Source organism: Saccharospirillaceae bacterium, from assembly GCA_022448365.1.
GTDB lineage: Bacteria > Pseudomonadota > Gammaproteobacteria > Pseudomonadales > Oceanobacteraceae > Bacterioplanoides.
The window spans coordinates 1,169,096-1,189,080 of sequence record JAKVCS010000003.1 but is presented as its reverse complement, the minus strand read 5'-3'; the positions used below and the strand labels follow the sequence as shown (position 1 = coordinate 1,189,080).

The 19,985-nt window shown below is 44.9% G+C and carries 15 protein-coding genes and 2 pseudogenes; 13 read left to right on the top strand and 4 right to left on the bottom strand.

Annotation, left to right across the window (positions count from 1 at the left end; genetic code table 11):
* Nucleotides 1-49: 49 nt before the first annotated feature.
* Genes pseB through MK185_09035 form a run of 9 tightly spaced genes read left to right on the top strand, consistent with a single transcriptional unit; the run spans nt 50 to nt 8,278 of the window.
* Nucleotides 50-1,051 carry a UDP-N-acetylglucosamine 4,6-dehydratase (inverting) gene (pseB, locus tag MK185_09075; protein ID MCH2040772.1) on the top strand — a complete coding sequence of 334 codons (1,002 nt, stop codon included), beginning with the start codon at nt 50-52 and terminating at the stop codon, nt 1,049-1,051.
* Nucleotides 1,048-2,196, top strand: a complete 1,149-nt coding sequence (gene pseC / locus MK185_09070; protein MCH2040771.1) for a UDP-4-amino-4,6-dideoxy-N-acetyl-beta-L-altrosamine transaminase — start codon at nt 1,048-1,050, stop codon at nt 2,194-2,196. Before pseB ends, pseC begins: the two co-directional genes overlap by 4 nt.
* A complete protein-coding gene (locus MK185_09065) occupies nt 2,189-2,731 on the top strand; it encodes a GNAT family N-acetyltransferase (protein ID MCH2040770.1) in 543 nt (180 codons plus the stop codon). The genes pseC and MK185_09065 overlap by 8 nt, the downstream gene beginning before the upstream one ends.
* 5 nt (nt 2,732-2,736) lie before the next feature.
* Complete coding sequence (locus tag MK185_09060) at nt 2,737-3,627, top strand: aldo/keto reductase (GenBank protein MCH2040769.1); 891 nt, start codon at nt 2,737-2,739, stop codon at nt 3,625-3,627.
* Entirely contained in the window at nt 3,627-4,424 is a 798-nt protein-coding gene (locus tag MK185_09055) for a glycosyltransferase family protein (protein MCH2040768.1), read from the top strand. The genes MK185_09060 and MK185_09055 overlap by 1 nt, the downstream gene beginning before the upstream one ends.
* Nucleotides 4,399-5,670, top strand: coding sequence for an aminotransferase class III-fold pyridoxal phosphate-dependent enzyme (locus MK185_09050; GenBank protein ID MCH2040767.1), 1,272 nt, complete (start codon nt 4,399-4,401; stop codon nt 5,668-5,670). Before MK185_09055 ends, MK185_09050 begins: the two co-directional genes overlap by 26 nt.
* Nucleotides 5,667-6,689 (top strand): UDP-2,4-diacetamido-2,4,6-trideoxy-beta-L-altropyranose hydrolase, encoded by a 1,023-nt coding sequence (gene pseG, locus MK185_09045; GenBank protein ID MCH2040766.1) that lies wholly within the window; start codon nt 5,667-5,669, stop codon nt 6,687-6,689. The genes MK185_09050 and pseG overlap by 4 nt, the downstream gene beginning before the upstream one ends.
* Nucleotides 6,679-7,725, top strand: a complete 1,047-nt coding sequence (pseI, locus tag MK185_09040; GenBank protein MCH2040765.1) for a pseudaminic acid synthase — start codon at nt 6,679-6,681, stop codon at nt 7,723-7,725. Before pseG ends, pseI begins: the two co-directional genes overlap by 11 nt.
* The gene (locus tag MK185_09035; protein ID MCH2040764.1) at nt 7,718-8,278 is read left to right on the top strand and encodes a hypothetical protein; all 561 of its coding nucleotides are present in this window, start codon (nt 7,718-7,720) and stop codon (nt 8,276-8,278) included. Before pseI ends, MK185_09035 begins: the two co-directional genes overlap by 8 nt.
* A 10-nt stretch (nt 8,279-8,288) precedes the next feature.
* On the opposite strand, the gene MK185_09030 is transcribed toward MK185_09035, so the two are convergent.
* Genes MK185_09030 through MK185_09015 form a run of 4 tightly spaced genes read right to left on the bottom strand, consistent with a single transcriptional unit; the run spans nt 8,289 to nt 12,889 of the window.
* Nucleotides 8,289-9,044 (bottom strand): imidazole glycerol phosphate synthase cyclase subunit, encoded by a 756-nt coding sequence (locus MK185_09030; protein MCH2040763.1) that lies wholly within the window; start codon nt 9,042-9,044, stop codon nt 8,289-8,291.
* Entirely contained in the window at nt 9,038-9,652 is a 615-nt protein-coding gene (gene hisH / locus MK185_09025; protein ID MCH2040762.1) for an imidazole glycerol phosphate synthase subunit HisH, read from the bottom strand. Before hisH ends, MK185_09030 begins: the two co-directional genes overlap by 7 nt.
* On the bottom strand, nt 9,649-10,803 hold the full coding sequence (locus tag MK185_09020) for an N-acetyl sugar amidotransferase (GenBank protein ID MCH2040761.1): 1,155 nt from the start codon (nt 10,801-10,803) through the stop codon (nt 9,649-9,651). Before MK185_09020 ends, hisH begins: the two co-directional genes overlap by 4 nt.
* Nucleotide 10,804: 1 nt before the next feature.
* The gene (locus tag MK185_09015) at nt 10,805-12,889 is read right to left on the bottom strand and encodes a DUF115 domain-containing protein (GenBank protein MCH2040760.1); all 2,085 of its coding nucleotides are present in this window, start codon (nt 12,887-12,889) and stop codon (nt 10,805-10,807) included.
* 206 nt (nt 12,890-13,095) lie between these two features.
* Between MK185_09015 and MK185_09010 the strand changes: the two are divergent.
* The 4 genes and pseudogenes from MK185_09010 to fliD all read left to right on the top strand — a co-directional run bounded on the left by MK185_09010 (nt 13,096) and on the right by fliD (nt 19,863).
* A pseudogene (locus tag MK185_09010) lies at nt 13,096-13,782 on the top strand (flagellin).
* Nucleotides 13,783-15,066: 1,284 nt separating this feature from the next.
* Nucleotides 15,067-15,342, top strand: a pseudogene (locus MK185_09005) (flagellin).
* Nucleotides 15,343-15,412: 70 nt separating this feature from the next.
* On the top strand, nt 15,413-15,808 hold the full coding sequence (locus MK185_09000; GenBank protein ID MCH2040759.1) for a flagellar protein FlaG: 396 nt from the start codon (nt 15,413-15,415) through the stop codon (nt 15,806-15,808).
* Nucleotides 15,809-15,915: 107 nt separating this feature from the next.
* Nucleotides 15,916-19,863, top strand: a complete 3,948-nt coding sequence (gene fliD, locus MK185_08995; GenBank protein MCH2040758.1) for a flagellar filament capping protein FliD — start codon at nt 15,916-15,918, stop codon at nt 19,861-19,863.
* Nucleotides 19,864-19,985: the final 122 nt, after the last annotated feature.

Sequence of the window (19,985 nt, the reverse complement as noted above, 5' to 3'; positions counted from 1 at the left end):
ATAATTGCTAAGCTTTAGTCAAGTCTGAATAAATGACAGAGATTTGACTATGTTTGACGGGCAAAGCATTTTAATTACCGGCGGTACGGGTTCTTTTGGGAAACGCTACACGAAGACCCTGTTAGAGCGTTATAAACCAAAAAAAATCATCATCTTATCCCGCGATGAACTGAAGCAGTTCGAAATGCAGCAGGAGTTTAATGATGACTGTATGCGTTACTTTATCGGCGATGTGCGTGATAAAGAGCGTATGGTGCAGGCAATGAATGGCGTTGACTATGTTATTCATGCCGCCGCGATGAAGCAGGTTCCTGCTGCTGAATACAATCCGATGGAATGTATCAAGACCAACATAAATGGCGCTGAAAATGTGATTCATGCCGCCATCACTAATAACGTCAAAAAAGTCATTGCTCTGTCGACTGATAAGGCGGCGAATCCGGTTAATCTTTACGGCGCAACCAAACTTTGTTCGGATAAATTGTTTGTTGCAGCCAATAACATGGTGGGCGCTGCTCAGCCTCGTTTTTCCGTTGTGCGCTACGGCAATGTTGTAGGGTCTCGTGGTTCTGTCGTTCCTTTCTTTGAAAGGCTGTTAGCGCAAGGCGCCAGCTCTTTGCCAATTACTGATATGGGTATGACACGCTTCTGGATTACTCTCCAGCAAGGTGTCGATTTTGTTCTGAAAAATTTCTCGCGTATGAAAGGTGGGGAAATTTTTGTTCCTAAAATCCCATCTGTGCGTATTACGGATTTAGCGACGGCTATAGCGCCAGAGGCAACTCAGGACGAAATCGGTATTCGTCCGGGGGAAAAACTTCACGAAAAAATGGTACCTAGGGACGACGCCAATCGTACCTTTGAGTTCGATGATCATTACGTGATTGCGCCTGCAATCAACTTCCATGATGAAAATATTAACTATGCATTGAATCAGGTTGAAGAACAGGGCAAACCAGTCGACCCTGGATTCAGTTACGACTCTGGACGTAACGATCACTTCCTGACCGTAGAAGAAACGAGAGAATTATTACAAGAGGCTAAGCAGTGATTCCTTACGGATGCCAGGATATTTCCGAAGAGGAAGTGCAGGCCGTTGTGGAAGTATTAAACTCCGACTACCTGACCCAAGGAAGTAATCCAACTTTATTTGCTGAGGCGATTGCCCGGTTTAATGGTATTCGCCACGGTGTCGTTTTTAATAGTGCTACTTCTGCACTTCATGCTGCTTGCCTGGCAATGCAAGTTAATAACCAAAGCCATGTTTGGGTTACCGCCAATAGTTTCGTCGCTACCGCCAACTGTGCCGAGTACTGTGGTGCGGTAGTTACTTTTATAGATGTTGATGAAGACACTGGCCTGATTTCTGTTGACTCCCTTCACGAGAAGTCGGAGTTGGCGCTGAAAGGAAAAATTCCCCCACCTGATGTGATTATCCCGGTTCACTATGCTGGCCAGTTAGCCGCTATGCCAGCAATTCATACTATCGCAGCAAGACTGGGAGCTAGAATTATTGAAGATGCCTCTCATGCGTTAGGCGCAGAAGCTCCGGATGAATGGCCAAACGATTGCCGTGGAGATATTCAGGTTTTTAGTTTTCATCCGGTGAAAATGATCACTAGTGGAGAGGGCGGCGCGGCGATTACTGACGATGAAGTGCTCGCAGAAAAGCTCAGACTTTATGGGAATCATGGTATTGTCAGGGATACTGGAAAATTAGAATACGGTTCTGATGGCCCTTGGTATTACGAGCAGCAACTGCTTGGTTATAACTACAGAATGACCGATATCCAGGCAGCATTAGGCCTTGTCCAGCTAAAACGACTGCCAGATTTTCTAGTGAAGCGACGGGCGATTGCCGAACGTTACGAAAATGAATTAAGCGGTATTGTTCAGAGCGTCAACCAGAAAATAAATGGTATCAGCAGTTACCACCTTTACCCGGTATTGGCCGATGTATCCCGAGCTGATGAGCTGTTTAAATACCTTCGGGAGCAGGGTATAGCAACTCAGAAGCACTATATCCCCATTCCTTTTCAGCCCTATTACCAGAAGAAATACAATATAGACCGTTCTGATTTCCCGGCCGCAGAACGTTTTTACCGACGGGTTATCGCTCTGCCCATGTTCAGCCGGTTAACGGATGATCAACAGTCTTATGTCGTTAACTGTTTGAAGGTATTTCATGATGGCTAAATCGGAAATACAGCTTACAAGTGACCTGGTTGCTTTAAGAGTACTGACCATAGATGATGTCAGCGAAAGATACGTAAGCTGGATGAATGATCAGGAAATTAATCAATATCTCGAGTCACGTTACACTGCCCATGATTTGAGCAGTGTCCAAAGTTTTGTTGCTGATATGTATGCCTCAGAGGATGATTATTTATTCGGGATTTATTATCGCGAAAAACATGTTGGCAATATTAAGCTCGGTTCACTGAGTAAGTATTATCTCAGAGCGGATATAGGCCTGCTACTGGGTGAGCGTGATTGTTGGGGTAAGGGAATTGCAATGGTTGCCATTCAATTAGTAACCGAGTGGGCATTCCAGAAGCTGAAATTAAAGCGTGTAGAAGCTGGCTGTTACTCAGACAATATTGGCTCCAGAAGGGCATTTGAAAAATCAGGCTTTACGGTAGAGGCCGTTTTAAAAAATCGCTTTCGTCTAGATAGTGGTGAGTGGCAAGACCAGGTATTTATGGCCAAAGAAAATTCAGAGGTTGAATAAGCGTGATGTCCAATCTCTGCCTGGGAACTGCTCAATTTGGCCTTGATTATGGCTGTACTAATCATTCGGGTAAGGTTACTACCAACGAAATCGGTAAAATACTAGAAAAATTCCACACTGCTGGTGGGCAGTTTCTTGATACCGCACCTGCTTACGGCAATAGCGAAATGTTACTCTCAGGCTATTCTCAGGACTTTAATATTCTCTCCAAAACCCCTCATGTGGACCCTCTTGCACAGGTTGATCAGGTCATTGAATCATTTGAATCGAGCCTGGAAAACTCGTTAGCCGCTCTGAATACTTCTCACATTCAGGGCCTTCTGCTTCATCAGGCAAATATCGTAAATCAATATCCCGATGAAGTTATTAATTGGCTCACGTCTGTTAAGAAAGATGGGCGGGTAAGAGAGCTTGGTGTATCTGTATATGAGCTGTCTGATATTGAAGATTGGGATGCACTCGGAGATGTTATTGATTGGCTTCAAATTCCATTAAATCTGATGGATGAGCGTGCCATTCGACAACCAGTACTAGCCCAGCTGCGAAACAAAGGCGTTAAAATTCAGGTACGCAGTGTTTTTATGCAGGGTCTTTTACTTGATCATAAGAGTGCCAAAGTTGTTCTGCCTGAACCCGCCCGGGTATTTCTTGATCGATACAACACATGGTGTGAAAAAGCCAATATCAATAAGTTGGCGCTGTTATTTCAAGGTGTTATGCAACATCACCCCGAGTTAATCACCTTTGGAGTTAATAGTATCTCTGAGCTTGAACAGATTTTGTTGTCAGTCGGTGATGAGAAAACCAATCTACTGCAGCAATGGATAGAACAGGATATTGCAGCTACCGATATTCCGGAAAGCTGGCTGAATCCGTTTAATTGGGAGTTATCCTGATGAAAGTTATTGCCATGGTTCAGGCACGCTTTAATTCATCAAGAATGCCTGGCAAGGTGCTGCAAAATATGTGTGGCACTCCCATGCTGAAGCGTGTTGTAGATCGTGTCGCTCAGGCACAGTTTATTGATGACGTGATTGTACTGACAAGTGATCAAGAGTCGGATGATCCAATAGCCGATTTTTGTCAACGTGACGGTATTGATTTCTATCGTGGACCATTAAACGATGTGTTGGGGCGATACTGGCTTGCGGCTCAGTATTATCAAGCCAATCAGGTCATCAGGATAACAGCAGATTGTCCCTTAATTGATGCCGGGGTTATTGACTCTGTTATCGAGATACATCTTCAGCAGAAAAATGACTATACCTCCAACTGCCTTGAGTACTCGTTACCTGATGGCCTTGATTGTGAAATATTCAATTATGAGACCTTAGAGCAACTCGCACAGCAGGCTGACAAGCTCTCGTGGCGTGAGCATGTCACGCTAATGCTCAGACAAGGTAGCCTGAAGGGTGATTATAAAGTTGCTTGCTGGAAATCCACAGAGGACTACTCTGGCTGGAGATTAACAGTTGATTACCCTCAGGATTTCAGCTTTGTCGAAGAGATTTATCAGCGTTTCGACTATAGCCATTATGTCACTTTAAACGATGTTATTACGCTCTTAAATAATGACTCAGATTTACGAAATAAAATGCCGGTTATTGAATTAAATGAAGGCATGAATGAATCGATAAAAAACGATAATCAGGTTGAGGTAGAAAAAGATGGAACGGTACCAGAGATCAACTGAGTGGTTACATAAAACCGAATCTGTCATTCCAACCGCTTCGCAGACATTCAGTAAGTCTCACTACTCATTGCCTAAAGGTGCCGCTCCACTATTCTTGGAGGAAGGGAGTGGTGCATATGTTACCGATATTGATGGCAATCGTTATATCGATCTGGTCAATGGTTTGTTGTGTGTCAGTCTGGGGTATCAACATCCTGCAGTTGATAATGCGATTAAAAAACAGCTGCAATCGGGTATTTCATTTTCACTACCCCACAAGCTTGAAATGGCGCTCGCCGAGCGGCTTGTTGAACATATACATTGCGCAGAACAGGTTCGCTTTGGTAAGAACGGTACCGATGTAACCAGTGCCGCGGTGCGCCTAGCAAGAGCTGTTACCGGTAAAGAACATGTATTAGTGTGCGGCTATCATGGGTGGCAAGATTGGTATATCGGCAGCACAACACGACACATGGGAGTGCCACAAACGGTCAGAGAACGTACCCACGGTTTTCCGTTTAATAATCTCGAAGCTCTGACCGAACTGGTCGACCATCATGAAAATCAGGTTGCCGCCATTATTATGGAGCAAATGAATGTTGAACAGCCTGCGGAAGGCTATTTACAGGCGGTTCGGGAGTTGTGTGACGAAAAAGGAATTATTCTGATCTTTGACGAAATTATAACCGGGTTTCGTTTTGATATCGGTGGTGCGCAATCGGTGTTTGGTGTCACTCCCGATCTTGCAACATTTGGCAAAGGTATGGCTAATGGTATGCCTATATCTGCCATTGTTGGGCGACGTGAGTTGATGCAGGAAATGGATACTATCTTTTTTTCCGGTACCTTTGGTGGAGAAACATTATCATTAGCTGCCGCCTGTGCGACGATTGATTTTATGGTTGAGCATGATGTACCAGGACATATGAAACTCGTTGGTGGAATGCTGGCGGAAGCTGTTTCTAGGGCTGCAACAGTATACGAGTGTGATGACTGGTTTTCTCTGGTTGGTCACCCCTCCTGGAAAATCTGGAAGATAGACAATGACCCTGAATTTGTAAAGAAGACACTGCTGTTGCAGTTACTGGCAGAGCAGGGGGTACTCTCGATTGGTTCCCACAATATCAGCTGGAGTCTAAAGCCTGAAAATGTAGAAACGATTGTTTCTGCTTACCAGTACGCTTTTGAGAAAATACAAGGAACGGCTAATCCAGGAACGCTGATTCAGGGGGAAATTATTAAACCGGTATTTCAGGTTCGCAAGTGATTGTTTTTTTCAGGTGTGACGCATCCTCTGATATTGGAATTGGCCACTTCTCCCGCTGCCTGATTCTTGCTGATGCTTTTTCAGATCGTGGTGTTCAGTGTCATTTTATCTGTTCAGTCAGTAGCCGTGGCACTATAGGGAAGTTTGGTGATCGCTACCCAGTGTCGTTTATAGATGGTTATGATGCTGCTGACACTGTACGTATCCTTCTTGAAAAGTCGAAAACCCGTTATCGTTTAATCGTTATTGATCATTACGGGTTGGATTCCTCATGGTTGTCGGAAGTTAAACCAAATTGCAATGCCACTCTGCTGATTGATGACAATTCTGGCCGCAGTCTGGAAACAGACTGGCTTGTCGATACCAACCCCGGACTTACAGAAGAGTTGGCTTCGAAATACTATTCCTCCGGAGCCAGATTCTTCTGTGGTAGTCGTTATGCATTAATTTCGCAACAGTTCGTCAGAATGCGTAGGCCGAATTCGGGCTGTATCCAAGGCACGCCAAGAATTCTTATTAATCTGGGTGGCGGAGACCCGGCTGACTTACTCCTCGAGCTTATACCTGCTCTGTCGCTACGGAGTGACTTTGAGGTAGAATTCCTGTTGCCAGAAACACTGAATAATTACTCACTGAAAAAAAGACTGTGTCATGAAAATGGTGTGCCCTATATTAGCTTTAGCCGATCATTAGCTGATATTTATAACCGGTTTGACATCGTCGTAGGCGCTGCGGGTGTTAGTTCGCTGGAAAGGCTTGCACAGGGAATTCCAACAGTTACGGTTTGCCTCGTGGATAATCAGGATGAAATATTTAAGTCTCTGAACGAAAAAGGATTAGTCTGGGCTGCAAAAAAAGACAGTCGTTCAATTATTTCCGGGATAGATAAACTAATTAACGACACTGAATTGCGAAATCGCTTGATTAAATCAGGTCTTGAAGAAGTTGATGGTATGGGCGCCAGTCGTGTTGTACATTCAGTGTTATCAGATATAGAGGAAAGCAGTCGTGGAAATTAATGGTCGAAAGATTGGTGATAAATACCCTCCTTATATCATCGCTGAAGTTTCCGCGAATCATAATGGCTCTATAGATCTGGCGTTAGAAACGATAAAAGCCGCTTGGGAAACGGGTGTTGATGCGGTCAAGATACAGACCTATGAACCTCAGTCTATGACAATTGAGTGTGATAACCCTGACTTCTTTATTGATGACGGTTTGTGGAAAGGGAAATCGCTCTACGAGCTTTATGATATGGCGCACACGCCTTATCGCTGGCACAAGAGAATCTTTGATTTTGCCCGGGAGCATGGAATCACGTTATTTTCTTCACCATTTGATGAAGAAGCAGTCGACCTGCTGGAGAGCCTTAGCACTCCAGCCTATAAAGTGGCATCGTTTGAAATGACGGACTTTCTATTGGTCGATTATATTTGCCAGAAGAATAAGCCTGTCATTATCTCTACGGGTATGGCTGATGAATCAGAAATCACCGAATCTTACTATTGCGCAACAAACCGTCTTTCCCCGGATAATGTACTGCTGTTGCACTGCGTGAGTGGATATCCAGCTCCGGTAACAGATGTGAATCTTGCAACCATGGTCGATCTGAAGCGCCAATATGGCGGCTTGATCGGTTTGTCTGATCATACACTGGGAAATGAAGTCGCTTTGGCCGCAGTCGCACTTGGTGCAAACGTCATTGAAAAACACTTTACGCTTGATCGAAATAATGGAAGTCCTGATGCAGAGTTCTCATTAGAGCCGAACGAGATGGCTGCTCTTTGTCACGGCGCACGAACCGTCTGGTCCGCGCTTGGGAAGGTTAATTACGAACGAAAAAAATCAGAAGCATCGAATGTCCGCTTTCGCCGTTCATTGTATGTCGTAAAAGATATAAAGAAAGGTGAAGCATTTACCTCGGAAAACATACGTCGTATCCGACCAGGACATGGGTTACCGCCAGGAAAACTGCCCGAGGTATTAGGGAAGAAGGCAATTTCAGACCTGACCTCCGGAACCGCTTTAGCTCAGGAGCATATATACAGTGACTAAAGTGTTGTGTCTGGGACCTGAAGATTCAGACATCTTTCAGTGGCTTGCCAACATTGGCGAAGAGGTTGTTATTACTTCTGAGAAAATTAATCTGGCTCAGCTTAAATCCGTATCGCCAGATATCATCGTTAGTCATGGCTATCGTCACATCATTACTGCCGATGTCATTGCTGCTGTTGAGAAAGGGCGCCTTATTAACCTCCATATATCCTATCTTCCATGGAATCGAGGCGCTGATCCTAATTTCTGGTCTTTCTATGACAATACGCCGAAAGGGTTCACTATCCATTGTATTGATGACGGCTTGGATACTGGTGATATTCTTTATCAGCGAGCGGTAGATATAAACGCTTCTCATACACTCAAAAGCAGTTATGAACTACTTCAAACAGAGATGTGCAAAGCGTTTCGTGACAACTGGGTGAGCTTGAAAGGTCTTTCTGTTTCAGCGGCTAAACAAGCCGGTTCAGGGAGTTATCATCGGGCCTCTGAACTGAAAGCTATAATCCACAGGTACCCCAAACATTGGGATACCCCTGTGGCTGATATCTAGAGTTTCACTATTATTGGTTCTTCATTGCGATGCCGTGATTCTTCAGGAATGCTTTAGCACGTATAGGGTTGGAATCACTGAAGTTGAACAGGCTGCCGCACACAACACCATTTATCTCACAGCTATTAAAAACATCCAGTAAATGTTGATAAGTGCCGGAACCGCCGGAGCTTATTACTGGGATGTTGACAAGAGAACATACTTGCCTGGTTAACTCTTTATCGAAGCCATCCATTCTGCCGTCGTGGTCAATTGACTGGATAACAACCTCACCACAACGACATTTCACCAAAGTCTCCAAGTGCTGCTGCAGTTTTACTGGTTCACGCTTTTCACCATTTCCACTAAAGAGTACGTATTCATCGTTTATCTTCCTGACGTCGACAATACAAACGACCGCTTGTGCGCCGAACGTGTCAGCAATCTCTTTGATGATCTCCTGGTTTGTGTATGTAACCGAATTCAGCGCGACTTTATCTGCTCCACATTCGATAAGTTTCGCAGCCTCTGCAAAGCTTGTAATACCACCACCCAATGTCAGAGGCATAAAACACTCCTCAAGTACCGGCTGCAGTATTTCCAGTAGTGGTTCTATACCTTTTTCTGCCTCGGTATTCAGAATAATCAGTTCATCTGCCAGTTGAGAGTTGTATACGGATGCGCTTTTCACCGGATCCCCAACATCACGATAGTCCCGGAAATTAACACCTTTAACAAGACGGCCTTGGCGCAAGAGCAAGGTTGGAATAATTCGTTTTTTCAGCATGTTCCATCCCAGTCACAAAAATTTTCAATAAACTTCAGGCCTGAATTCTGACTCTTTTCCGGATGGAACTGCACGCCAATGATATTTTCGCTGGCGATGACGGAGGGATAATCTTCCTGGTAGTGTGTTGTTGCAATGACTGATTTTTTCGAGACATTTACCGCTCTGAAAGAGTGAACAAAATACATATCGGAGTTTGGTTTGATATCTTCAAGCAGTGGGTGTGGGTTTCTGAGATGAATTTCGTTCCAGCCAGCATGGGGGACTCGAACTTTTTCGTCGGAGAAGCGCCTTATTTCGCCTTCAATATAATCAAGACCTTTACTGTGTTCTCCTTCCTCGCTATCTGTCAGCAACATCTGCATTCCAAGGCAGATACCCAGTATAGGCTTTCCTGACCGTTTAAATACTTGTAGCGGTTGTTCAAAGCTGGCTTGTCTGAGTTTATTCATGGCAGTAGCAAAATGACCAACACCAGGAAGTATAAGATGGCTACACTCTTCAAGATCTTCGGGAGTTTCAACCATAATGTAGTCAAAACCACTGATATATACGGCGTTGGCAACAGACGAAATATTGCCACTGCCAATCTTCAAAATACCAATCACGCTTTCTTCTCTCTGAACCACGTATCAAAGTCCCAGGTTTTGGGCGCATCTTTAATCGCAGAGAAGTCTGGTTTAAAAGGTGGAACGATTAGCTTCATAACTAATTCATTAAATTCTGTTTCCGGCATATCCAGATATTCCAGGAAAAGATCGAGTGATGGCGGTCGTTTTCCTTCAAACTCTTTAATCAGGGCATCGGCATCCGGTTTACTGATTTCTCCTTTTCGTAAATCCAGTGCAGTCATTTGAGTAACGCGGGAGTAACCACGCTTGAGGAATTTTATGTAATCACGAACTCCCTGCAAATAACATTCGATCTTCTCGTACGGATAAATATCCCATGGCATGCCTTCAACCTGATCACCTTGCCAACCAAGTTCATCCATAATCAGTTTTGATTGTTTTTTGGTATTCCATGGAATATAAGATCCCAGACAAACAGAATGATACTTAAGTCGCTTAAGATCCCGGATGGATGGATAAGTGAAGGGAGTCATATCCCGGGGGTCGAAATCGAAATCGGATGAAATCATCCCTTGCATATCTTCTGCAGTGATTCCCAAGTTTACAAACCGATTGAAACGGGTCTCATCCACTGTCTCGATTTCATCTTCACGGTAATCGTAGTAGGCAGTATATTCGGACGATGGTTCACCCCAGAAAATCAGTGGCGTTTTATATTTTAAGGCAACATGCATTGGATAGGCGAAAATTCCGGTATGGCAATGCCAGCAAAAGTCACCTTTGCGAATCAAAGCTTCCAGCATCAGACGCTTCACCAGTTTCCAGTTAGGGGTGAAGCTATGCACATCGACGCCAAGTTCTTTAAACGTACGCTCGTTGTTCTTCAGCAGGTTGGGTCGCATAAAACCGTGGTTGAATTGAACAACCAATGGCTTGATACCATATTCCTTGATCAGGTAATGAAGGGTGAATGTAGAGTCTTTCCCTCCTGAAAAAGGAATGATGCAATCATATTCATACTTGCCGCGGTATGTTTCGATCAGTTTATCTAGAGTCCTTTTTCTGGACTGCCAATCGATATCTGTATCACGATAATTCTTCTGATTACAGATATTGCATACCGAGTTTTCATCAAACTCGATGGTTTCATACGTTTCAGGAAGTCCACATTGTACGCAACGCTTCATATCATGCTTCCTCTTTATCATATTTTTTGAGCCACTTTTCGATATCCGGCTCATTCTCGCTGATCTGCAATGTCAGCTTTATATCATCCGGGTTTTTCGTGTCGGACAAATAGCTATCATAGTGCTTGGGTAAATCTCTCAGGAATGAAGAGAAATACTCAGTGAATGTTTTCACAATATCCGGAAGATCTTTTTCAGCATCGAAATGCTTAGCTAACGCATAGAGATTAAATAGCCAGAACCAGATTGTTCCCCTTACCATCATGCTGACTAATGCAACATCAGGGTTCTTGTTATTGATGACAGATTGGTTGGCCTTGAAACAAAAAACCTCAATTGACTCAAGGTTTGGTTGTAGCTGGTTGGTATATTCCAGTAGCTCTTCGCTAATAGCTACAATGGCTTTTCTGATGATCTTTATACCAGTGTTTTTTTCCGCATGCGAAATGGGGCTTGCTGCATTTTTGACTAATTGGAATACGTCGTAATCTGAATCCGTCAGATTTTCAAGTAATTTAATGAAGTCATCTTTCTTCATGAACGGACAATTTTCGATGGTTGCACCCTGAGAAAGGTTATGAATATCGAATCTTTTACCGGACAGCAGCTTACGCTGAGCGTGAGTTCTCGAAGTGTTGTAAAACGGTGTGGTGTAAATTTTTCCATGCTCATTCTCTTCAAGAAAATAAGCGCCATCAGCCAGGTTTTTACGCCAGTCTTCAAACTGTCCCGATGTGTCCTCATCTAGATAGAAAGAAGATTGTGAGTGAGTTTGCATTTTGTCCTGAAAACCATAATCCAGGCCAACAAAAAATATATTGGGTAATTTAAGGTCAATCGCAACAGCCAGTGCCGCATTCGTTGCACTTGGAGTGCCGTCCATTACGGTATCGTACTTAGATTCAAATACTTTCGCATACGTTGTTTCCTGCTTGAGATACATGATACCGTCGGAAAACAGGTTATAGGTCTCTGGCCTGATTTGGGCCGCACCAATAATTGGAATGGTCTCGACTTCGGGTATGAGCGCCAGATCGTCGTACATCGCTGCATCTGACTCCAGTGAGACGAGAAAATCTGGTTTGATACCGTTTTTCATCAAAGAATGTCCGGCACTGCCGGCGGCAATAACGGTTAAGCGAGCTCGGTACTTTTTGATCGTTTCGATATAGTGGTCAAGTGATGGGCCGTTACCACATACCAGTGTCGCTCGTGGGCTTGAGGACAAATCAATCGAGCGCATGACAGGTACCCGTTGATTGATATTGTGAATCAGATGATTGAGCTGATTAATTTCATCGTCATAAAAGCCCCAGATGTTAATGTAAGGTTCGATTTCTTCATTTAGACGGTTCGCCACTCGGGTGTAAAACGCATCCCCCTGGTGAACGTAAAATACGGTCTGAATCGGCATAAATGGAATATTCATACAGATGTTATTCCAAACAGCCGCGAAGCCTGTATGCACCCTGATATGGTCTTCCAGCTCTATTGTGTCACCAATGGATAGAACGAAGGACTTTGTCTGATCCTGAATATATGGAGTTATTAAATCTTCCCAGTCAGTCACATACAAACTGGCAGCGAATACATCCATATCATGTTCGGCAACAACAATATGACGAACATCTCTGATTTTGAGGAATTCGCTGATATGTTGGCCGAGGCCACAGCCAAGAAATGCAACCTGCGGGATACTGTGCTCGAAACGGTATGGGCGCTCGTTACCTTGGACAGCACCAACAGTCCTCAGGAACCTAGCCAGGGTGCCGTGGAAAAATCGCCCTTGATGGAGTTCGGTATCGAAGGTGTGTCTCAGTGGGTGATTCATTCCGCCAACCGGAAAAGCGTCAGAAAACTGTCGGGCTTCCTTATGATTAAACCCCGCAACGGCTTCAGGGTAAATCGCGATTCCCTCTTTCATCAGATTCACTTCCAATGACTTGGGATCAATATTCACCTGAGTTCTTTGTAGCTTCCGTTCCTTTACCTTCTCATGAATACCGGGAAAGTTACGGGCGAAAAAGCTCAGGTTCTTTTCTTTGCGTGCTTGTAGTGAGGCTAATACCTCTTGTGGCGATTGCATAACTCATCCTCTAGTCCCTGAACCTAATAAGCATTTTTTATGCCATGATTGGCGGTCGGCGGCAGGAAATATTTCTTAAAATTCTAAAAAAATTGCCTAAAGCTTTCTCAGGTGGCGCCGTTAACCTTTTTGACAGAGTCAGGAATGCTACCAACTAACTCAGAGCGGTGGTGGTAGCCCCGATAAGAAGGTACAGGAGAAAGACTATGCCTCAAATTATTAATACCAACATCGCCTCGCTGAATGCTCAGCGAAATCTGGACCGTTCACAGTCCGCCAACCAAACAGCGTTGCAGCGTTTGTCTTCCGGCTTGCGTATTAACAGCGCAAAAGACGATGCAGCGGGTTTGGCGATTTCTACTCGTTTTACTTCCCAGATTAAGGGTCTTAACGTTGCCGTACGAAATGCTGGCGACGGTATTGCACTGGCGCAAACTGCTGAAGGTGCATTGGGTTCTATCAACGAAAACTTACAGCGTATACGTGAGCTGGCAGTACAGTCTGCTAACGCCACGAACTCTGACGTTGACCGTGATGCGCTGCAGTCAGAGGTCAATCAGTTGCTGGCTGAGGTTTCGCGTACCGCTGACGAGACAGACTTTAACGGCCGTAAGCTGTTGGACGGTTCCTTCTCTGCAAGCTTTCAGATTGGTGCCAATGCCGGTCAAACGGTGGATGTTTCCATCAGTGAGCTGACGGCCGATAAGTTAGGTGCTTCTAAGCAATCTGGTGTTAGCTCGTACGGTACTGACTTTGGTTTGTCTAACGGCGACTTAAGCATCAATGGTGTATCTATCAAGCCATCCGTTGCGACTGATGATGACAAATCTACTGTGGATGCCGCGGCTTCCAGTATCGCTATTGCGGCAGCAATTAACCGCTCAAGCGATGAAACAGGTGTTACGGCATTTGCAAATGCCAATGAAGTGAATGGTACAACCATGACTTCAGCTGCTGGCGGTACCTCAGCCAGTATTGAAATCAACAACGTTAGCTTCTCGCTGCAGGCTACTAACAATGGCAACGATGTTGAAAAGGCTCAGACCCGTAAGTCGACTATCGAAGCAATCAACGCGAAGTCTGATCAGACTGGTGTTGTTGCGATTGATGGTGGTAACGAGAATGGTGTTGTGCTGCGTGCCGCTGATGGTCGTAACATCACCATTGAAAGCACAGGTGGTAACGTAACTACTGCATTTGGTCTTGCCACGGCAACCACTACAGCTGGTGCAGCAGATGGCTCGTTAACTGGTGCGATAGCAGGTGTATACGAGTCGGGTGTAACGCTTGTTGCTGACGGTGACACCAAAAATATTGAGATTACAGGCGGCTCCGGTACCGGTACCGGCGATATCTCTCGTACTGGTTTTACTGAAGGTACTTATAATAAGAGTACTGCAACAGTTACCACCGAAGCGAAAGATGTAGCAGCAGCTTCTGGCGGAAGCGTGGCGTCACCATTGGCTATTGAAGAGGGTGATCTGGTAATTAATGGTGTAACCATTGGTGCAAGCTCATCTGTTAGCGACAAAGCATCTGATACTACGGCGAATTCTTCAAACGCTGCTGGTTCTGCGATTGCGATTGCTGCGGCGATTAACAATGCATCTGAATCAACCGGCGTTACGGCTAAGGCCAACGAAACGGTCCTTGTTGGCGTAACGGGGGCAGCACCGGCAGCAGCGGCGACTGCTGGAACCCAGTTGGGGATTGTTATTAATAATGTTGATATTGGCTCTGTAACTTCACAAGGCGATCTTGAGAAGGACCGTGCGGCCACAATCGGTGCTATCAATGGAAAATCTGGTCAGACAGGTGTGGTGGCTGAAGACAATGGTGAAGGCATCACTCTGAAAGCAGCAGATGGACGTAACATATCGGTAGCCATCGGTTCTACAACTGCTGCTGCGCTGGCAACTGGTACTTTCGGTCTCGATACTAGCGTTGCTGGTATTGGTACGGTTGCTACTGGCGGTGCGGGGATAGCGACAGCTTTTGCTACTTCGGCAGAAACAAAATATGCGACTGTACAGCTCGAATCAGCTAAGAGCATTGATATTGAGGGTGGTTCGAAGGGGACCGCTGGTCTAGAAGATTCTGGTTTCAAACGCGGCGAATACGGCGGTGGTGAAGATGGTCAGTTCCTGAAGGATTTGGATATCTCAACCGTTGAAGGCGCTCAGAAAGCGCTGACTGCCATCGACAACGCCATCGGCGATGTTGCAAGTAACCGGGCAGAGCTGGGTGCGGTTCAGAACCGTCTGGAATCAACGGTGAAAAACCTGCAGGTAACCTCCGAAAACCTGAATGCTGCGAACTCTCGTATTAAAGATGCTGACTTCGCCGCAGAAACTGCCGAGTTGCAGCGTACGAACGTACTGCAGCAGGCTGGTATCTCGGTACTGGCCCAGGCTAACACTTCTGGTCAGCGAGTACTGTCACTACTGGGTTAATAATTCAGTAAATGGAACCAGACCTTCGGGTCTGGCTCTGACAGGATAACGTTGATTTGAGAGGTGGGTTATGAACGATTTAAAAGGTGAAATGCGAGATACCGTATCTTCAGCTACCTCGTCTGTACGTAATACTCAGACTGCTAAAGATGCAGCTGCTACACAAACTGGAAGTGTTCAGGTGCAAGAGTTGAGAGGAAAGGGGTTGCCGGGACAGGCAACAGAAATTGCCGGGTTAAGCGAAGAGCAGCTGACTGAAGCCGTCTCTAAGATTAACCAGTATGTTCAGAATATGGAGCGTACTCTCGATTTTCAGGTAGATGAAGACAGTGGTCGCACGGTGATCAAGGTATTTGATAGTGAGTCGGAGAAATTGATTCGCCAGATACCCAGTGAGTTAGCTCTCACATTGGCGCAGAAATTGAATGATGACGAACCAACGTTATTGTTCAGTGCCAAAGTGTAGTATTTAAGTAAACTCCTATACAGAAAGCTCCGCATTGGTCGATAACACCATTGTGGAGCTTTTCTTTTTGCTGCTCCAGCCTATATTAAGGGTCGCGGAGGTCAGTTATGGCAATTGAATCATTAGGTTTGGGGTCTGGGGTGTTAACCAGTGACTTGGTGGATAAGCTGGTTCAGGCAGAACGAGCATCAACCGAGTTGCGCCTTGATCGTACCGAAACACTTGTTGATGCCAAAATTACGGCCTATGGCGAAATCCGCTCGCTAATGTCAAAACTGAACAGCTCCGTGTCAGCGTTGTCTGATCCTGCTCAGGCTGGCGCCACGAAAGCAACTTCCTCTGATGACACCATATTAACAGCCAGTAGTGCGTCCAATGCAGCGACGGGTACCTATAATGTTAATGTATTGAATACGGCTAAATCTCATTCGTTAGCGAGTAAATCGTTCGCCGGCTTTAATGAAGAGGTGGGTACTGGCAAGCTGGTGATTTCATTCGGTAAGATTGGTTACGATGGCTCTGGCAAATTTCAGACATTTGAGCCTAATGACAAGAAAGCATCCAAAACCATTAATATTGATTCAGGTAGCCGCAGTCTTAATGGAATTAAAGAAAAAATTAACAGTGAAAATATCGGGGTTAAAGCTTCGATCGTTAATGATGGTAGTGGCTATCGATTATTGTTGACCTCTGAAGAAACCGGTGAGGAGAATGCCCTTCGTATCGAAGCATTGGATGATTCAGGAAATCCATTATCTACAGGTCTTTCAGCATTTGCGTTCAATGAAACCCAGAATGGTCCTGATAATTTTGAACAAAAGTCGAAAGGAGAGGATGCTCAGATCAGTTTGAATGGTTTGAATATTACCCGCTCATCTAACACCATCACAGAAGTAATTGACGGCGTGACACTTGACCTTAACAACGCAGATGCTGGCAAAACGGTCGCAATTAAGGTTGATGCTGACGTCGATAAATTAGCAGGTAATATTGAATCCTTTGTTAACGATTATAACAAACTCAAAAAGTTCGTTGATGACATCTCTAAGTACGATAATGATAAGCAGGAAGCCGGTTTGCTGCTGGGTGATTCGACCATCCGTGGAGCGTTGAATGAAATCCGCTCAATGGTGAGTTTACCGATCGAAGGAATCACAGGCAGTAAATACCGTTCTTTAACGGAGCTTGGTTTAAATACCGACAAGAATAATGATTATTTACTGAAGTTTTCTCGCAGTGATTTTAATACTGCGGTTGCAGAAGACCGAAATGCTGTAGTGAGTATTCTGGCTAAGTCTGGTACCACTTCGGATAGCCAGATTGTTTACAGTAACGATTCAATTAATTCGAAAGCTGGCAGCTATGATATTCAAGTTACGCAGTTAGCAACACAGGCTCAGCTGGATGGTGGTAGTTTAACTTCGCTCGATTTTTCTTCGCCGGTTATTATCGACACCTCCAATGATGAGTTTACGATTAATGTTGATGGTACTAATGCCTCCGTAAAATTGACGCAGGGCAGCTATGCCACTGGTGAGGATCTTGCCAGAGAGCTTTCAATAAAAATTAACGGTAACGAGTCGCTGTCGAAAATCGGTAAAAGTGTTTCGGTGGACTTTGATGCAGCAGAAAAGCGCTTTTCGATCACATCCAATCGGTATGGCTCGGATTCTCAAGTATCCTTTTCGAGTGTTGATACCAATACGGCGAATACGCTTGGATTTAATACCCTGACAAAAGGTACTTTCCAGGGGGTGAGTTTAACGACTCTGAATTCAGATGCGTTTAATGGTAAAGGGGCCGTGACGCAAATTGGCAGCCGAACGGTTGATACGGATGTTGGCATCGACTTTGCTGCTAATAATGGCACATTTTCTCTCAACATTGATGGCACAGGACCTGTTGCTGTAACGGTTAATCAGAATGCAAGCGGTGTCGACTTAAACGGCGATGGGGTATTTGGTGATCGAAAAGATACCTTGCAAGCAATTCAGACGGCCGTGGATGCGACGTCTCTGAATGGTAAAGTCACGGCATCGTTTGATGATCAGGGATATTTGCAGTTTGAAACAACCCAGAAAGGTGCTTCAAAGTCGATAGAATTGACGGGAGTTGGTTCTACCACCAGTGACGTATTATTGGGGCTAGACGGCTCACAGGGAGTGCAAACCAATGGCAAAGATCCAGGAGTGGTACTTGCTGGGCCTATTCAGTTTAAGTTTCAGGTTGATGGTAGAACAACCGATAATAAGGTGACCATTCCGGCAGGCAATTACCTGACTGGTGATGCGCTGGCAACTGAAATCCAGAACCAGATTAATACGACATTGTCTTCTGATCCACAGTTTGTCGGGGTGAGAAAAGGCGCTGAAACGAATGTTGGTTCGCGCAATATCAGCACGAATATTGACTTTTCTGCCGCCAATGCTGGGTTTGTATTAAATGTTAACGGTGTAAAAAGAGACGTTCTGGTAAACAGCGACTCAGGTAATAATATTACGGATATTCAATCGGCTCTGGATACTGCTTTTGGTGCGAGTGTGGTGACGGCCAGTCTTGATGGCAATGGCCTTAAGTTGACCAGTGTTGCAGAAGGTTATGACAAGTTTATACAGGTGGAGTCAGATGGTCGTGGTGTACGGACGGGAAATTTCGCCAATCTGAACAGCGGTATCGACTTTAGTGGTGGTGGTAATAACGCTACCTTTACTCTCGGCGTTGGTGGCATCGATATTAACGTTGATGTAAATGAAGATGGGACACAAGACGGTAATAATTCAGCTTCCAACCTGGCTGTCATTCAGAAAGCCCTGGATTCGGCTCTGACCGCCAGTGGAGAGTTTCAGGCAGGTGATATCAAGGCACAGGTCGACTCCTCCGGTAACTTATATTTTGAAACATTTGCTAAAAATGGTGTACGAACTGCATCAACCTTTGGTGCATCGGCTACGCTCGAAATTAAGAATCTCGGAGGTACAGCATCGTCGGCTTTAGGTCTGACGGCCGGTGTCAGTGATAACGGTTATGAGGGTTTCGGTATCGATAATACCCGAAAATTCGGTTATGACGTTGATACTCAGGTTGAGTACGTTTTTGATGCCGATACGAAGCTCGGATCATTTAAAGTCACCAGTGGTGGACAAGGAACGCAGGTGGGTTTTCAGGAGTTGGATGCTGAAGCGATCTCGGCGTTCGGTTTTCAGGATGCTTCTGTTTACAATCCCCAGCCAGCAAAAGGCCTCGATGTTCAGGGAACCATCAACGGAGTTGAAGCTAAGGGTAATGGCCAGTTCTTGCGTGCAAATGATGGAAATTTAAAAGCTAAGAACGGTTTTTATGTCGCCAACACACTAGACCTGTCAACACCTTTAGTTCTTGACGCCAATAACAGTAAGTTCATGCTGAGTATTGACGGTGTAGAAGCTGAAGTGAGTCTTAACTTTCCGGCAACCTATGTGAATGGTGATACGTTAGCAATTGCGATGCAAAAAGCCATTGATGACAACCCGATATTTAAAGGGAAAGGAGTCGGCGCAAAAGTTGAGTACACCGATAATCCGGAATCATTTGCTTATCAAAAATTAAGCTTTATATCGAAGTCCACCGGTAAAGATTCTGTGGTTGAAATTACAGATATATCCGCCGAGGCAACCAGCGCCTTCGGATTTGTTAAAGGCATTGGTGATGGTGAACGTGGAACTGAACAGGATGGTGACATCGATAACGCTTCGGGACTGCGTGTTAAAGTGATTGGCGGCGGTATCGGTGAGCGTGGTTCAGTAACTTATGTTCAGGGTTTTGCAGATCGGCTTGAGGACATTCTGGCTAACTTCCTGAGTGGCGAACGAAGCTTGATCTCAGTGAAAGAGAATGCGTTAAAGTCTGAAAAAACAGAGATTGGAGAAGATCGTAAACGTCTGGATACCCGAGTGGAAGCATTTGAGACTCGATTAAAACTGCAATTTCAGGCGAATGATGCTGTTATTCAGAAGCTAAAAACCACGCAAGACTTTATCAAGCAGCAATTCGAAGCAATGGCGAACGCGTCTAAATAATCGGTAGTCATAACATTGATTCGACCGGCAATGAAGTGCCAAGTCTTTTGTCGTCTACAGTCAGTAATCCAATAAAAAAACCGGCTAACGTTCGTTATCCGGTTTTTTCAGGTGGTGTGTTT

Excerpts from the sequence above, each read along its gene's own strand:
- MK185_09050 (MCH2040767.1), top strand. The coding sequence starts at position 4,399 with ATGGAACGGTACCAGAGATCAACTGAGTGGTTACATAAAACCGAATCT.
- MK185_09065 (MCH2040770.1), top strand. The coding sequence starts at position 2,189 with ATGGCTAAATCGGAAATACAGCTTACAAGTGACCTGGTTGCTTTAAGA.
- MK185_09055 (MCH2040768.1), top strand. The coding sequence starts at position 3,627 with ATGAAAGTTATTGCCATGGTTCAGGCACGCTTTAATTCATCAAGAATG.
- pseB (MCH2040772.1), top strand. The coding sequence starts at position 50 with ATGTTTGACGGGCAAAGCATTTTAATTACCGGCGGTACGGGTTCTTTT.
- fliD (MCH2040758.1), top strand. The coding sequence starts at position 15,916 with ATGGCAATTGAATCATTAGGTTTGGGGTCTGGGGTGTTAACCAGTGAC.
- MK185_09020 (MCH2040761.1), bottom strand. The coding sequence starts at position 10,803 with ATGAAGCGTTGCGTACAATGTGGACTTCCTGAAACGTATGAAACCATC.
- MK185_09030 (MCH2040763.1), bottom strand. The coding sequence starts at position 9,044 with ATGCTGAAAAAACGAATTATTCCAACCTTGCTCTTGCGCCAAGGCCGT.
- MK185_09000 (MCH2040759.1), top strand. The coding sequence starts at position 15,413 with ATGAACGATTTAAAAGGTGAAATGCGAGATACCGTATCTTCAGCTACC.
- MK185_09060 (MCH2040769.1), top strand. The coding sequence starts at position 2,737 with ATGTCCAATCTCTGCCTGGGAACTGCTCAATTTGGCCTTGATTATGGC.
- MK185_09015 (MCH2040760.1), bottom strand. The coding sequence starts at position 12,889 with ATGCAATCGCCACAAGAGGTATTAGCCTCACTACAAGCACGCAAAGAA.